Origin of the sequence: Streptomyces sp. SAI-170 (assembly GCF_049739565.1) — a bacterium.
In the GTDB taxonomy this organism is placed as follows: domain Bacteria; phylum Actinomycetota; class Actinomycetes; order Streptomycetales; family Streptomycetaceae; genus Streptomyces.
The window spans coordinates 267,695-281,254 of the sequence record NZ_JBMGQD010000001.1 but is presented as its reverse complement, the minus strand read 5'-3'; the positions used below and the strand labels follow the sequence as shown (position 1 = coordinate 281,254).

Genomic DNA, 13,560 nt, shown 5'->3' with positions numbered 1-13,560 from the left:
GTCCTGCGGCGTCCGACGGCCGTACTGTCGAAACCTGTCACCGAGGAGGCTTCTGATGCGCAGCGTGACCTATTCGATGAACGTCTCACTCGACGGCTACATCGTCGGGCCGGACGGTGGCTTCGACTGGACGGCGCCGGACGCGGAGGTGTTCCGCTTCTGGATCGACGAGATCCGGGAGGTCGGCGTCCATCTGCTGGGCCGTCGGCTGTACGAGACGATGCTGTACTGGGAGACCGCCGACCAGAATCCCTCGCTCGACGAGGCGGAACGCGAGTGGGCCGCGCTGTGGAACCCGCTGCCGAAGGTGGTGTTCTCGACCACGCTGTCGGCGGTGCAGGGACATGCCCGCCTGGCCTCCGGCGGCCTGACGGAGGAGATCGAGCGGTTGCGGGCCGAGCCGGGGGAGGGGGACATCGCGATCGGTGGCGCGATGCTCGCTGCCGAGGCGGCCGAGTCGGGTCTGATCGACGAGTACCGGGCCATGGTCTACCCGGTGCTGGTCGGCGGTGGCATTCCGTTCTATCCACAACGCGAGCGCCGGGTGGATCTCGAACTCGTCGAGACCCGCACCTTCAGCTCAGGAGTGGTCTACCTCCGCCACCGGGTGTCGCGTTAGCAGGCTCAGCCGCTGAGTCGTCGAGGTGAGCGACGAGGAGAGCGCGGCCATGGGGGCCAGGCTCCGCGATGCGTTCGCCGGCCTCGAGACGGAGAACCGGCTCTGGGCGCCGGTGCTGTCGGCCTCTGAAACGGACCCCGAGCATCGCGGGCGACGCGCGGAGGCTCCGACTCCCGCCTTGGCCCCGGGTCAGTACAGCCGTGCCGCGGACGGCGTGACGGCCCGCTGTCGGTCCGGTGTCGTATAGGCGCAGTTGAGGACCGTACGGCGCAGTCCGGCGCGTCGCAGTGGGGTGACCCGGTGGGGTGTCGTGTCGCTGCGCAGCAGGTAGCCGTCGCCCGGCGTGTGGTGGGCTCGGCGGAGTGCCTCGGTGCGGCGCAGGGCGCTCAGGTGGTGGGCGTGTGAGGCGAATTCGAGGAGACCGCCGTCGGCGGGGTCCGCCGGAGCCTGCACGAAGAGGACGAGGGCCAGCGGGTAGTCGTCGGTGTGCGCGCCGTGGGTGTCACCCGGCTCGTGAAGCATGTTGATGACGTGGCGTTCCAGCGGGTCCCGCACCGGTACGGCGTCCAGGTCGGCGATCGCGCCGAGGAGAGCGAGTAGTTCCTCGTTCTCGTACAGCTGCGGGATCAGCGTGGACTCCTCGGTGATGACCTTGCCGCCGAGCGTGGTCATGTGGCGGGGCGAGCCGTCCATGCACTCCATGGCGAAGTCCCGCCGCACAGCCAGCCGCGCCAGGCGCCGGACCTCGTCCGACAGCACCGCCAGCGCGTCCGGCGGGATCAGCCCTGGCAGGGGCAGGTAGCCGTCGGCGGTGAAACGCTCCCGCAAGGCGGGGCGGTACGGGGGTAGACGCAGGGAGGGCAGCACGGGACCCTCCGTACCCGGCCGTGCCCCTGGTTACGCCCGGCATGAGGCCGTACGCACACGAATGGCCCCAGTGACCCGTCGGGGCGCTCAGGAGGACGTCGGTCGTCTCGGCACAGGTCAGGTGGCTGTGGGCCGTCAGGGGCCTCTCAGCAGAGCCCGAAGGGTGGCTTGAGATACCCGGGTCGGCCGTCGTCGGCGCGGCCCGCGTCCGCCGGCAGCGGTGCGAACCTGTCTCGCGGAACCGGAAAGTCCCATGCCGTCCCCAGGACCACCGTCGAGGCGAGCCGTCCGATCTCGTCGGAGCCCCGGGCTCCGTGGCCGTTGCCGCCGGCGACCACGCTGAGGCTCTCGTCCTCGCCGAGGTGGCCGATGTACGGGTAGCGGGAGGGCGTCTTGTCCACGACGCAGCTGGCCTCGCGTACAGAGACCGGCTCCAGGCCGGGCAGGAGCAGGCGCATCATGCACGTGAGGAACGCCGACTGTTCCGCAGTGATCCGTTCCCGCGCGTACCAGGCGTGGATCTCCTCCGCCGTACGCAGGTCGTGGACGAGGGGCTGCATGGCGGGGCCGATCCGCAGGTACGACTTGCCGTCCGGGTACCGGTGGGGCGGCAGGAGATAGAGGGACATGTTGTCGTTGCCCGAATCCGTGGGGTCGACGGTGACCACGGTGGGAAGGTCGCGCAGACGTTCGATCTGGTTTCCCTCGACTTCGAAGAGGAGGTTGGGTTCGGTGAACACCTGGAGGCCGAGCTCCCGGCAACCGGCGGGCAGGGCCTTGCTGTGATTGATCAGGGCGCCTGTCGCGATGAGGACCTTCTCGGCTCCCACCTCCAGCCCGCCGCCCTGCGTCCCTGCCACCCGAAGCCGCCACAGCCCCGTCCGCCTGTCCTTGCGGACCTCTGTCACAGCCCCGCGCAGCAGCCGTCCGCCCGAGGCCGTCATCAGATCGAGCTGTGCCTTCACCAGGCGGCGTGGGTTGAGGTGGCCGGCCTCCTTGGTCTCCAGGAGACCCTCGACGCCGCCAGGGATCGGGGGCAGCCCCAGGCCGGGGAATCGTCCTCTCATGTCCGTGTCCGAGAGCCGTTCCACCGCGATGCCGTCGCCCGCACTCGTACGCAGCATGGAGTCCGTACGGGAACGGATCGACGTCGCCATCACGGCGAGGGAACCGCACTCCTGGAAGAAGCCGATGCCCGTCTGGGCCTCCATGGCGCGGAGGCGTCCTGCCGAGCGGGCGTCCACCGTCCCCCAGAAGGGGTCCCGTCCCAGGCGCCGGACGATCCGCGCCTCGTCGTGGTGCGCGCCGAACTCCGGCAGGCCGGCCTCCGCGCGGCGGGCCGGCTCCGGTGGGCCGATGACCGTCACATCGGCACCGGCACGGCTGAGGTACTTTCCGGCCGCCGAGCCGAACATGCCGGCACCCACGACCACGATTTCAACGTTCTGCACCACGGCACTCCATGGGGACGGGACGACGACTGCGACGTTCCTCCCTTCCCGCGGCCGCCTTCCCTTGAGCCGGACTTCGCCCATGGGGCGGCACGCACGGCATGCGCGTACGCGGCCGCCTCCGTGATCTGGTCGAGGGCCCGGGCCTCGCCGCGGGGCGGCGACCTCCGCCTTGCCGTACGAGCCGGTGGCGGTGTCCAGGACGAAGGCGAGCAGCAGCACGGTCAGCGTCGACAGAGGGCCGACGAGGTCCTTCACCGCCATGCCCGTCTCGTCGTCCTCGGCGAACCACGAGGAACGCACCTCGTGCATGCAAGCTCGCGGTGGACCGGACCGCCACGCCGGCGGCCGAGGTGCCCCGCAGACCCCATTGGGGTCGTATCGCCGTACCGAACACCTGACGCCTGCCGACCGTAACCGGTCAGGTGTGAGCAATTTCGAGGAGGTTCCGATCTCGTGCGGATGCGGCGATCACAGTGCCTCTAGGGTCGAAGTGGCTGCGCGCGTCGTGCCGGGGGCGGGGGCCCAGGTACAGACAGGCATGCAGGCGGGCGGGTTACGGAGTCGAGTCCATGGGGACATCATGAGGGCTGGCTACACGCCAGTCTCGAAGGGGGCGCGGGTGCACGCGATCGACGTCTCGGCTGAGGACCCGGACGATTTCGACATCCTCTACAGCGAGTTGCAGGGCGTCAGCGGGATCGAGGCGGACGCGGTGCCTGTGCCGATGGAGCCCGGAGAGCAGGGCTCGGTCGTGGATATGGTGACGGTGACCTGCGCGTCGGGCGGCGCCGTCGCGGTGTTCCTGGGGATCGTCAAGTCGCTGCTGGAGTCCCGCAGGCCGGGCTTCGTACTGAAGGTCCGGCAGGGCAATGTCCGGCTGAAGGTGACCGCCGACACCTTCGAAGAGGTCCGGCCCGTCCTGGAGGAACTGCTGGGTGGACCGTGACCTGAGCCGGTCCCGCGCGATCCTCATCGGCAACGGCGTCTACGCGGACGACCGCATCCCTGATCTGCCCGCAGCCGAGTGTGTGACCGCGATGGCGGAGTTGCTCACCGGTGAGTTGTGCGGATGGCCGCCCGACCGCGTCATGTCCCTTGTGGATGTGGCGTCTCCGGACGACTTGGCACGCAGGGTGATCGAGCCGATCCGCGACACCCAGGACGTACTGCTGGTGTATTACGTCGGCCACGGCATGCGCACCAGCGATGGGCAACTCGCGCTGGCGATGGGTAATACCGACCCGGACTGGGAAGTGCTGCCGCACACTGCCATGCTCTATGAGAACCTCGCCAAGATCCTTCGCCGTTGCCGGGCGGCGACCAAACTGGTTCTCCTGGACTGCTGCCACGCCGAACTCTCCAACCAGTCCAACTACCTCTTCCAATCCGCCGATTTCGGGGAGACCTACCCGATCGACGGTGTGTACGTCATCGGTGCCAGCGGCAAGCACGAAAAGGCCAAGACGCCTCTGAACGGGACGCTGACCTGCTTCACCGAGGCCTTTCTCCAGGTGGTGTCGAACGGCGTCCCCGATTTCTCGGCGCCGACCCTGCCCATGGAGCGGATCTTTCTCGAACTGCGCGCCCGGTTGCGGAAGGACGACCTGCCCACGCCGGTGGACAGCGGGGCCCGCGACGCACGCCGTTTCCCCTTCGCCCTGAACGCCGCCCACCCCGACCACCACAACAAGCTGCTCGACGGACTCCCGGAACCCTCTCCCGGTCAGCTGCCGCCACGGCTGGACCGGCGCACCCTGCTGACCGCTGTCGCCGCCGTCGGACTGACCATCGGCAACAGCATCCTGACCCTCGACGGACGTCCGGCTCGCCCCTCGACGGTGGCGGACACGAAGCCGCCGAGCGGCGGAGCCCCGAGCACGCCGACCAAGGCGTCGATGACCCCCCTGGGACAGCCGCTGCTCGGCCACACGGATGCCGTCCACTCGGTGGCCTTCCGGCCGGGCGGGCGCGTACTGGCCAGTGGCGGCGTCGACCGCACGGTCCGCTTCTGGGACCTGTCCGAACCCGCACGGGCCAAGCCGCTCGGCCCGTCCTTCTCCGGCCATACCGACACGGTCTATTCCGTGGCCTTCAGCCCCGACGGAAACCTCCTGGCCGACGGCAGCGCCGACCGGAGCGTCCGGCTGCTGGACGTGACCGATCCGGCGAAGCCGGTGCGTCTCGGTACACCGGCCACCGGTCGGACGGACGCCGTCTTCTCGGTGGCCTTCAGCCCGAGCGGGGAGCTGCTGGCCGGTGGCAGCGGCGACCGCACCGTCCGCCTGTGGAACGTGACCGACCCGGCACGTCCTGAGCTCGTCGGACAGCCTGTCGTCGGTCACACGGACGCCGTCCTGTCGGTGGCGTTCAGCTACGACGAGAGCGTCATGGGAAGCGGCGGCTCCGACCACGCCGTCCGGTTGTGGAACGTGGCTGACCCTCCGGCGCCCGTGGGCCCGCCCCTCATCGGTCACACCGACCGGGTCTACTGTGTGGCGTTCAGCCCGAACGGGCACCTGCTGGCCAGTGGCAGCGGTGACCGGACGATCCGTCTGTGGAAGGTGACCGACCCCGCGAATCCTGTGTTCCTGGGAGACGCCACCGGCCACAAGGACTCCGTCGAGGCGGTCGCGTTCAGCCCCGGCGGAGGTCTCCTGGCCAGCGGCAGCAGCGACGGGACGATCCGCCTGTGGCGAGTGAGTGAATCCGGGAGTCCCGTACCCGCCGACCGCCCCTTCACCGGTCACCGCGGCGCCGTCTACTCCGTGGCCTTCAGCCCCGACGGAAACCTACTGGCCAGCGGCAGCGCAGACCGGACCGTCCGCCTGTGGAGACTCGCTCACTGATTCCGGGTCGGGCTCTGCGTTTCACGTCCATGTCACGGCGGTTGCATGACGTACGAGCTGACGGGGCGGGTCGGGTCCCTGCGGGTGCCGGTCGGCACGGCCGGGGCTCTGGCGGCGGCCCGGGCCAGCGTGTGGCGCAAGCTGCGCTCACGGGGGCGCTGTATCTGCAAGTCGGTGTGCCTGCTGCCGTCCCCGACGGGCATCGACCGCAGGGGTTCGGGGTCGCCGCTGACTGGCGGCAGCGCCGCAGCCGATTCTTCTCCCGCGCTCCTCAGTGCCGCCCATACTCCCTGATTCTCCCCAGAAGACCTCCCCCCGCCAGTGGTCGATGGGGCATGGCGGGAAGGCTTCTTCGACGACCTTCGACGACCTTCGACGGTCAGGGCAGCAGATGCATGGCCAGGACCGAGCCATCCTGGTGTATCGAGATGGGGCCGTTCCACTTCTCGTCCCAGGTGTCCGCAGGCCACTTGGTGCGCACAGCGTGGACGTCGCTCCGGTATCGCTCCAAGCGGCCGCGGCTCAGGTGGGAGAAGAGGTCGGCGTGGACGCCGGAGAACGCCTCCACGCGTGTTCCGTTGAGGCGGAAGACGTGGTCGGTGCCGACGCACGGGATGCCGAGCAGTGTGTATGCGGCGTCCTTGATGCTGTCGGTGGCCGCGTGGGCGATGCCGACGGAGAAGCGTCGGCTTCCTTGGCGGGTGGTGGGGTACGGAGCGGTGGAGCTTCCGTCGCCGGCGAACGCGGTGAGCCCCGCGGCGGAGGTGCGCGCGAGAACCTGCTGGAACCATCTGGAGAGTTCGGGGGTGACGTGAACACCGGGTTCCACGAGCGCCCCTTGCCGCCGTGGGCCGGTGCGTGGATGCCTGGGGGCCATGCCTCGTCGCGGAGCCGTTCACCGAGGCCGTCCTGGACTCACCTTCTGACCTCTTCGGACTGTTGCCGGCTGGTCGGTGAGTGTGAGTCCTGTGCTGGCAGGGCAGCCGTCGATCAGGTCGGGCCGTGGTATGACGCAAGCCCCGGCGAGGGATGCGTTCGAGGCGGTCGTGGTCGGTGAAGACGGTGTTGGTCGGCGCGCCGCGGCGTAGCGACGACCAGATGCCGTCCACGGGATCATCCAAGTCCGGTGCTGGACAGGGCAGTTGCACAAAATTCCGGTTGTGTGTGGCAGCATGCCCGCGCATCCGAGCGGCCCGGTGGGTATCGAGATGTCCCCAGACCAGCACGATGGGAGCCTTCAACTGGAGATGCGCGCGTACAACCAGGTCGCGGTAAGCACCCCAGGCGAAGCTGTTGCGCCCGGCGCCCCAGTGCTTGCGCGGCCGCAGCAGCACGGACGGCATCGCCGCGCCCGGTGACGACCTGGCCTGCCGCTGGATCGCCGTACGCCACTGTCGACGACTCCATCCGCATCCTCGCCACCACCGTCCGTGAAGACGGCCACCGCCCCAAACCCCACGAAGCGATCGGCACGATCGGAGGTTTCGGGGGTGGCTTGGTCACCGCTCTGAGCCAGGGATTACAGCAGAGACGGCAGCGGCAGATCGACCGGGAACTCAGGCTGGAGGAGGCCCGCCGCAGCGCTTACGGCACGTGCATCAGCACTTCCAAGCAAGTGTCGGCGGCGTGGTGGAAGTTGGCAGCGAGTCTTCGCGCCGAAGGGAGTACTGAGGAGCAGTGGCGTGAACCCGCGGCCGACGCCCATGCGGCATGGGCTCCCTTCAGTTCTGCGGTGGCTGAGGTCACCGTCGTAGGTCCCGCATTCGTGGCCGATGCAGCCGATGCTCTACGGCGGGCGATGTATGCCTTGGACATGGCTGGGACCGCCTGGCATGAGGCTGCCCGCCAAGCCGGAGTTGGTCGCTTGGAAGACTTCGACGCCCAGTACATGCAAGCAGTCGAAGCTAAGCGCGCACCAGGCAGCGCCTTTCAGGCAGCAGCACGCAGGGCGTTGCAGGCGGAGAGCTAGGTCTTCACCTACGGGCCCGGATGAGGGGTTTGTCGCATCGGGTGGCCGGTCTGGTCCGATAGCTGCGGGATGACCGCGCGGATCTGCCGACGGCGCAGGGCCCCCGGATCGCGCGAGATGAGTAGGCACGGTCGGCCAGGACCATGGCGGGGCGGGTCCGCGGCCGGCCGGGGCAGGTCCTCGGCACCCGCCTCAAGGCGGGCGTGTCACCGGGTTGTCCCGCTGTGACGGCCAGAGCCAGGGGCCGTGCGCGGTCGTCTGCGGCCAGGTGAATCTTGGTGCTCAGCCCGCCGCGGGAGCGTCCGAGTGCGTGGTCGTGCCTCGATCCGGTCCCACATCGCATCAGTGATCACTAATCGGACAGATGCCAGTTCGACGAAGGTGCCGTTGTCGACGCCGGGCCGACGCTCTTCGAGGGAGCGGACCAGTACGTTGCGCACGGGTGTGCCCTGGCACTCGCCCGGCGTGCCCTCGCGTAGTCCGGTCAGCGGCTCAACGTGGTGCTGGTCGTCATTGGCGGCAGCCCGCCGTTTCGGTGGTCCATGCGCGAGCCCCGCCGTGCTGTGCAAGGTCGCGCTGCAGTGGAATGCGTGCTGTCCTGGAACTATCCGCAGGAGGACTCGCCGATGCGTCACAGCCGGACTTCGGCCTTCGCTGCCACCCGGGCGTCCACGCCGACCGCAGCGGGCGGAGGCTTGCTGCCGGCTCGGGATCTCGCGGCCGCCTGGCTCCTGGTCGTCCTGATCGCGGTGCCTGCCTGGGCGCTGACGATCGGGCAGGCCCGGGACATGGGGGTCGAGCCCGGCACGATGGGGATTGCGCTGCCCCTGTTCCTGCTGCTGTGGGTGACGATGATGGCGGCCATGATGCTGCCGTCCATGGCGCCGGTGGCCATCACGTGGGGGCGAGGGATCGGCCGGCAGTCCTCCGGCTGGACGCGAACCATGCGCACCGTCGAGTTCGTGGGCGGGTATCTGCTGGTGTGGACCGCCTTCGGGCTGCTCGCCTACGCGGCCCTGGCCCTCACCGGCAACCTGGTGGACGACCATCCGACCGCCGGACGCTGGATCGGCTCAGCGGCTTTCCTGCTCGCAGGCCTGTATCAGCTCGGCCCCCTCAAGTACGTCTGTCTGCGGCACTGCCGCGACCCCATGAGCCAGCTGGTGCGCTACGCCGGGTTCCGGCAGCCGGCCCGCGACCTTCGGGTGGGCGTCCATCACGGCGCCTACTGCGTCGGCTGCTGCGCGGGACTGATGGTCGTCCTGATTCCGCTCGGCGTGATGAATGTGGCGGCGATGGCCGGACTGGCCGTGGTGATCTTCCTGGAGAAGCTGTGGTCCCGTGGCCCCTTGCTCGGCCGGATCGTGGGCGTCGCGTTTCTCGTGCTGGCCGTGCTCGCGCCGTTCCAGGACTGGCTGCTGCCCGGGCTGCAAGGGTCGATGCCGTCGATGGGCGGCATGTGACTCACCTGGACCCCGAGGACCGTGCTGTCCGCCAGGTGGGCCGCCGACAGCCGAAGAAGCCCGCGCTGGACACGCAGAACGGCACCAGGTAGTTGAACAGCACCCGCCACCAGGTCGCGGCCGTGGCGTCGCCGGACGCGATCACCGCGCCCTGGTTGACCAGTGAGAGCAGAGTGCCCACCAGGAGGGCGATCGGTACGCACCTCCACAACGAGGCCGCCGAGAACACCGTCGCCAGGAGTCGTGGTGCCTCGCCGGCGCTCATCCGTGTACTCGCTCAGACCCGCCCGTGGCCGGCCTCTTCGGTCTCCTCGCTGCTGAAGACATAGTCGGCGGTCTCGCCGTACGACGCCTCGTAGCTCAGTCCGAAGGCATTGGAGCGGCCAGTGGTGGTGCCGACTTCGAATTCGGGCGCGAACCCGAACATGGCGTTCTTGATCTTTGTCGAGCTGCCGTCGGGCCCGGTGAGCGGCTGGTAGGAGAGTTCCGTTTTGCCCTCGACCGTGAGGCCGGGACTGTCTCCGCCCGTGAGGGACACGCTCGCTCGCTCCATGCCCAGGTACTCGCCGTAGAACTGGGACAGCTGGCCGAACGGTCCGCCTTCCCGGCCGGACAGGATGCGCTCCAGGGCCGCGGCCTGTTCGTCGCTGGCCGTGCTGTCCACGACGAGCCCGACCTTCCAGTTTCCGGAGGACAGATTGGAGGGGAAGTGGTTGTAGAAGGCGAAGTCCACGTCGGACAGGTCCAGGTCGTCCAGATTCCCGTTCGCCACATGGAACACGGCGGTGCCCAGGCACTCGGTCCCGCCCTTGGTGTCCCGAGGCCGGCCGTCGTACGGACAGCTGCACAACACCGCGCAAGAGCAACCGGCCACGTAAGTGCCGGATATCGTCCATGACATGAGGGGCTCCCCTTTTCCGATGGTGATGGCGGCGAGCGTCGTCCTGTACTTTCACGCTAGACCTGTCAAATCGGCATGTAAACGGCGTTTCGTGACAGAGGTCCGGGCGCGCCGGATCGATCCGGGGACCTCCCGCCATCCGTCGCCCGAGATACCCCACCGGGGTAAAGCGCCGGGGCGATGACCTGGGAGGTCACCTGGGCGCTGATCCTGGGTTTCACGCTGTCGGCCGTGGTGCAGGCGGTGGTGCGACGGTCGTCGGGCTGCTGGGCGACGACCGGCCGTGCACTCTCGCGGTGTCGGCCGGACTCGGGGCGGCTTCGTCCGGTCCAAGGCGAGGACAAGACGCCGGCCAGGCACACCACGGTCGCGATAGAAGCGCGCGCCGCGACGGAATCCGTGGTCGGTTGACATGAAGCTTGCGCATAACTCGGCGGTGGCATGATCCCTGGGCGCCACGGCTGTTTGCCGAGCGGAACCATTGCGACTGCACACGGCCTGGCCGACGCCCTGGCTGGGAGGATCCGAGAAAGCGTGATCTGGCAGGCTGACTTCGATCTTTGCGGCGGGCGGTCTGGTGTCCGTGATCGGGGTGGTCAGCCCTTGGCCGACTTCACGGCTGCCTGCGCATCCACGATGCCCAGCCCAGGCGGCTACCGCGGACACGTACGGGGCCGCCATCGACGTACCGGTGCCCTCGTTGCCGGCGGCGGCGACCACGACCGCGCCCTTTTCGTGGGCGTGTTGGATGGCCTGGTTGAGGATGCCGCCCTTGAGTAGCCGCGCCATCAGGCCGGATTCGCCGAGGGAGAGGTTGATGACGTCGGCTCCGTGGGCGGCGGCCCACACGATCCCCTTGGTGATGTTCGCGTTGCTGCTGGTGCCGTCCACGCCCAGCACTCGCACCGGCATGATCTTCATGTGCCGGGCTCGCTCGACGCCGGCTGTGGCACCCACGAGGTGGTCGTTGAGGTAGATGCCGAGCAGGTCCGAGCGGGTGGACGTGGTCTGCCTCAGCTGAACCCGGCCGTGGCGCGGCTGATCATTCATCGGGTGCGTTCCCGCGTCCTTCGGCGCTCGGAGCTTTTCCACGGGCGATCCCGTGGTTCGTCCCTCCGGCGAGCACCCCCATGACCTCGGATCACCCACGCCCGTCTGGGACGCGCACAGCGGCCGCAGTCCAGAATGCTGCGGGTCGGGCGATACGACTGGCGTGCTCCGGCGGACGTGCGTGGCACGCCGGCGGCGGGTGTGAGCGGTATATCGGCGGCCGGCTGGTGCCGGAACTGCCGGCCGCGGGCCACCGGGTGCGCTGCCGAGTCTGCACCCCGGGCAAGCTGCGCGACCATCCGTGGGTCGGCCAGGGGGAGATCGTCCAAGGAGACGTCACCGACGCCGCCCCGGTGGGCAGGGCGATGGGCGGTGTGGACGTGTCCTACTACCTCGTGCGCGCGCTCGGCACCGGCCGGGACGCGGCCCGCCACTTCAGCGAGCGGGCCCGCCGGGCCGGCGTCCCCCGCGTCGTCTACCTCGGCGGACTCACTCCCGCGGGAGTGGCCGAGTCGAGCCTGCCCCCGCATCTGCGCTATCGCGCCGAGGTCGGCAGGATCTTCATGGACTGCGGTGTACCGGCCGCGGTCCTGCGGGCGCCGTCATCATCGGTTCGGGGTCCGCCGGCTTCGAGATGCTCCGCTACCTCACCGAGCGGCCGCCGATGATGATCACCCCGCCCTGGGTGCACACCCGGATCCAGCCGATCGCCGTGCGGGACGTGCTGCGCATCCTGATGGGCTGCGCCGGTCTGCCCGCCGACGTCAACCGCACCTTCGACATCCGGCGGGCCGGAGGTGCTCACGTACGAGGACATGATGCGCCGGCACGCTGCCGTCGCCGACTCCGGCGACGGGGAGGCCCTGGCGCTGCAACGGGTCTGGGAGGCCCAGGCCAGCACCCGGTGGTTGTCGGCCTCGGTGCCGGGCGCCCCGAGCGATCCGCTGCCCACAGATCCGGACCGGGTCGGCGGCAGCCTGTTACACGGACGTCCGTGCATGCGGGGCCGACGTGCCGCCCGCCGCGCTGTGGCAGGTCATCGAAGGGATCGGCGGACCGCTGGCCTGGGCTGTGCGCGGCCGCCTCGACCGGCTGCTCGGGGGAGGACTGCGGCGGGGCCGACGGGACGCATGCCGACTGAGGGCAGCGGGCCCTGTTCGATCCCCATGGGCTGCTCGGGCACTTGTACTGGTGCAGCGTCGCGCCGTTGCACGCGGCCGTCTTCGGCGGCATGGCTCGCAACATCGTCAGGACCGCGTCCCGGACCCACGGCGAAGAGACGTGAGCACGGTCCGCGGCCCCGTGGGGCACGGCGATCAGCATCAGAGCGGTCTGCTAGGGGCTTCCGCCTCCGGGCCGGGTCGAGCGGGGCGATGGGGGTGCCCTCGCGCGAGCTCGATTCGAGCGTGGGGGAGCGTGCAGCTGCAAGGCGGAGGAGGGCGGCGACGCGATGGAGTCGGCAACCGACGACAACGCCGCAGATGTGCGTGCCAGACCCCGCGACACCGGCATGATCCGGAAGACGGGCCCTAGGCCGGGATCAGCCGGTCGCCGCTGCCACGCGGCCGAGGGCCGACGTCACCGAGGGCGAGCCCACAGGCCGCTCCGGACCGTCCCGCGCTCAACCGCAGTTCCACGACGGCGCGGACGGCCGGCCACTCCTCGTCCAGGATCGAGTAGAACGCGGTGCTGCGCACGACGCCGTCCAGGCCCCGCGAGTGCGCCCGGCGGACACCTTCGCAGGTGGCGCCGAGGCGCTCGATCGCGGCGCGTGAGCGCACGTTACGGGCGTCGGCGCGGAAGGAGACCCGGCGCAGCCGCCACGTCTCGAAGGCATGGCGCAGCATGAGCAGCTTGGCCTCGGTGTTGATCCCAGTGCCCTGGGCGTGCGGAGCGAGCCACGTGTTGCCGATCTCGGCGGCGTCGGGGACGGCGGTCACCGGGTCGCCGTAGGGCACACCGGACACTGGGGGCCACATCAGCGGCCCCTGCCAGTAGTCGAGTTCCTGGAAGCGGGTCGAGCCGACGACGCGTCCGTCGTCGGCGCGGACGACGGCGAACGGTACCGCCCGGCCGGCCGCCTGCTCGGCGAGTGCCCGTTCCACGTAGCCGCGAGCCGAGTCCATGCCGTAGGGGACGGGAGTGAACGCGTACGAGGTACGGTCCTCGGCTCCGGCCTGGGCCAGGCCTTCGACATGGTGCGCTGCGAGGGGCTCCAGCCGCGTCAGGCGGCCGGTGAGCACGACGGGTACGGGCACGGGGCCTTCGGTCTTTCTGGGAAGGAGGTGTCGCCTGCCACCGGCTTCCCGGTGCGAAGGACGTAAGGATGCGTCACGGGCCCTGCTGCGCGAGGGACGAGAACGTGAAGGACAGTAGAAGGCCGAATGACGC

13 protein-coding genes and 4 pseudogenes are annotated in these 13,560 nt (G+C 69.6%); 8 read left to right on the top strand and 9 right to left on the bottom strand.

The window, feature by feature from the left end:
• The first annotated feature begins 55 nt into the window (after window positions 1-55).
• A complete protein-coding gene (locus RKD23_RS01320) occupies window positions 56-619 on the top strand; it encodes a dihydrofolate reductase family protein (protein WP_424851843.1) in 564 nt (187 codons plus the stop codon).
• Window positions 620-808: 189 nt separating this feature from the next.
• Here the strand turns inward: RKD23_RS01320 and RKD23_RS01315 are convergent, their stop codons facing one another.
• Entirely contained in the window at window positions 809-1,447 is a 639-nt protein-coding gene (locus RKD23_RS01315; RefSeq protein WP_424851842.1) for a HalD/BesD family halogenase, read from the bottom strand.
• A 185-nt stretch (window positions 1,448-1,632) separates the two neighbouring features.
• The gene (locus tag RKD23_RS01310) at window positions 1,633-3,249 is read right to left on the bottom strand and encodes an NAD(P)/FAD-dependent oxidoreductase (RefSeq protein WP_424851841.1); all 1,617 of its coding nucleotides are present in this window, start codon (window positions 3,247-3,249) and stop codon (window positions 1,633-1,635) included.
• Between the two features lie 310 nt (window positions 3,250-3,559).
• On the opposite strand from RKD23_RS01310, the gene RKD23_RS01305 reads away from it, so the two are divergent.
• The 3 genes from RKD23_RS01305 to RKD23_RS01295 are packed head-to-tail and all read left to right on the top strand — an operon-like array spanning window position 3,560 to window position 6,080.
• Window positions 3,560-3,886: an effector-associated constant component EACC1 gene (locus RKD23_RS01305; RefSeq protein ID WP_424851840.1), complete on the top strand. Its 327-nt coding sequence runs from the start codon at window positions 3,560-3,562 to the stop codon at window positions 3,884-3,886.
• A complete protein-coding gene (locus RKD23_RS01300; protein ID WP_424851839.1) occupies window positions 3,876-5,786 on the top strand; it encodes a caspase, EACC1-associated type in 1,911 nt (636 codons plus the stop codon). The genes RKD23_RS01305 and RKD23_RS01300 overlap by 11 nt, the downstream gene beginning before the upstream one ends.
• A gap of 45 nt (window positions 5,787-5,831) precedes the next feature.
• Window positions 5,832-6,080: a hypothetical protein gene (locus RKD23_RS01295; protein ID WP_424851838.1), complete on the top strand. Its 249-nt coding sequence runs from the start codon at window positions 5,832-5,834 to the stop codon at window positions 6,078-6,080.
• 85 nt (window positions 6,081-6,165) lie between these two features.
• Here the strand turns inward: RKD23_RS01295 and RKD23_RS01290 are convergent, their stop codons facing one another.
• Window positions 6,166-6,615: a hypothetical protein gene (locus RKD23_RS01290; RefSeq protein WP_424851837.1), complete on the bottom strand. Its 450-nt coding sequence runs from the start codon at window positions 6,613-6,615 to the stop codon at window positions 6,166-6,168.
• A gap of 366 nt (window positions 6,616-6,981) precedes the next feature.
• A pseudogene (locus RKD23_RS01285) lies at window positions 6,982-7,075 on the bottom strand (transposase); the annotation flags it as partial.
• 65 nt (window positions 7,076-7,140) lie between these two features.
• Between RKD23_RS01285 and RKD23_RS01280 the strand changes: the two are divergent.
• Window positions 7,141-7,755, top strand: a complete 615-nt coding sequence (locus RKD23_RS01280; RefSeq protein ID WP_424858445.1) for a hypothetical protein — start codon at window positions 7,141-7,143, stop codon at window positions 7,753-7,755.
• Between the two features lie 4 nt (window positions 7,756-7,759).
• Here RKD23_RS01280 and RKD23_RS01275 read toward each other — a convergent pair whose 3' ends face one another.
• The gene (locus tag RKD23_RS01275) at window positions 7,760-8,098 is read right to left on the bottom strand and encodes a transposase (protein ID WP_424851836.1); all 339 of its coding nucleotides are present in this window, start codon (window positions 8,096-8,098) and stop codon (window positions 7,760-7,762) included.
• Window positions 8,099-8,381: 283 nt separating this feature from the next.
• Here RKD23_RS01275 and RKD23_RS01270 point away from each other — a divergent pair, with 283 nt between their 5' ends.
• The gene (locus RKD23_RS01270) at window positions 8,382-9,218 is read left to right on the top strand and encodes a DUF2182 domain-containing protein (RefSeq protein ID WP_424851835.1); all 837 of its coding nucleotides are present in this window, start codon (window positions 8,382-8,384) and stop codon (window positions 9,216-9,218) included.
• Between the two features lies 1 nt (window position 9,219).
• On the opposite strand, the gene nrtS is transcribed toward RKD23_RS01270, so the two are convergent.
• Together nrtS and RKD23_RS01260 are read right to left on the bottom strand one after the other, a co-directional pair.
• Window positions 9,220-9,483 carry a nitrate/nitrite transporter NrtS gene (gene nrtS, locus RKD23_RS01265; protein ID WP_424851834.1) on the bottom strand — a complete coding sequence of 88 codons (264 nt, stop codon included), beginning with the start codon at window positions 9,481-9,483 and terminating at the stop codon, window positions 9,220-9,222.
• Between the two features lie 12 nt (window positions 9,484-9,495).
• A complete protein-coding gene (locus RKD23_RS01260) occupies window positions 9,496-10,071 on the bottom strand; it encodes a DUF1326 domain-containing protein (RefSeq protein ID WP_424851833.1) in 576 nt (191 codons plus the stop codon).
• 228 nt (window positions 10,072-10,299) lie between these two features.
• Here RKD23_RS01260 and RKD23_RS01255 point away from each other — a divergent pair.
• Window positions 10,300-10,445, top strand: a pseudogene (locus RKD23_RS01255) (permease); the annotation flags it as partial.
• A 382-nt stretch (window positions 10,446-10,827) separates the two neighbouring features.
• On the opposite strand, the pseudogene RKD23_RS01250 reads toward RKD23_RS01255, so the two are convergent.
• Window positions 10,828-11,169: pseudogene (locus RKD23_RS01250) on the bottom strand (S8 family serine peptidase); the annotation flags it as partial.
• Window positions 11,170-11,249: 80 nt separating this feature from the next.
• On the opposite strand from RKD23_RS01250, the pseudogene RKD23_RS01245 reads away from it, so the two are divergent.
• A pseudogene (locus RKD23_RS01245) lies at window positions 11,250-12,454 on the top strand (DUF2867 domain-containing protein).
• Window positions 12,455-12,698: 244 nt separating this feature from the next.
• Here RKD23_RS01245 and RKD23_RS01240 read toward each other — a convergent pair.
• Window positions 12,699-13,427: a GNAT family N-acetyltransferase gene (locus RKD23_RS01240; protein WP_424858135.1), complete on the bottom strand. Its 729-nt coding sequence runs from the start codon at window positions 13,425-13,427 to the stop codon at window positions 12,699-12,701.
• Between the last annotated feature and the right edge of the window lie 133 nt (window positions 13,428-13,560).

What these genes read in the sequence shown, in the direction of transcription:
- RKD23_RS01275 (WP_424851836.1), bottom strand. Translation starts at nt 8,098, where the DNA reads ATGCGATGTGGGACCGGATCGAGGCACGACCACGCACTCGGACGCTCC.
- nrtS (WP_424851834.1), bottom strand. Translation starts at nt 9,483, where the DNA reads ATGAGCGCCGGCGAGGCACCACGACTCCTGGCGACGGTGTTCTCGGCG.
- RKD23_RS01295 (WP_424851838.1), top strand. Translation starts at nt 5,832, where the DNA reads ATGACGTACGAGCTGACGGGGCGGGTCGGGTCCCTGCGGGTGCCGGTC.
- RKD23_RS01270 (WP_424851835.1), top strand. Translation starts at nt 8,382, where the DNA reads ATGCGTCACAGCCGGACTTCGGCCTTCGCTGCCACCCGGGCGTCCACG.
- RKD23_RS01320 (WP_424851843.1), top strand. Translation starts at nt 56, where the DNA reads ATGCGCAGCGTGACCTATTCGATGAACGTCTCACTCGACGGCTACATC.
- RKD23_RS01310 (WP_424851841.1), bottom strand. Translation starts at nt 3,249, where the DNA reads ATGCACGAGGTGCGTTCCTCGTGGTTCGCCGAGGACGACGAGACGGGC.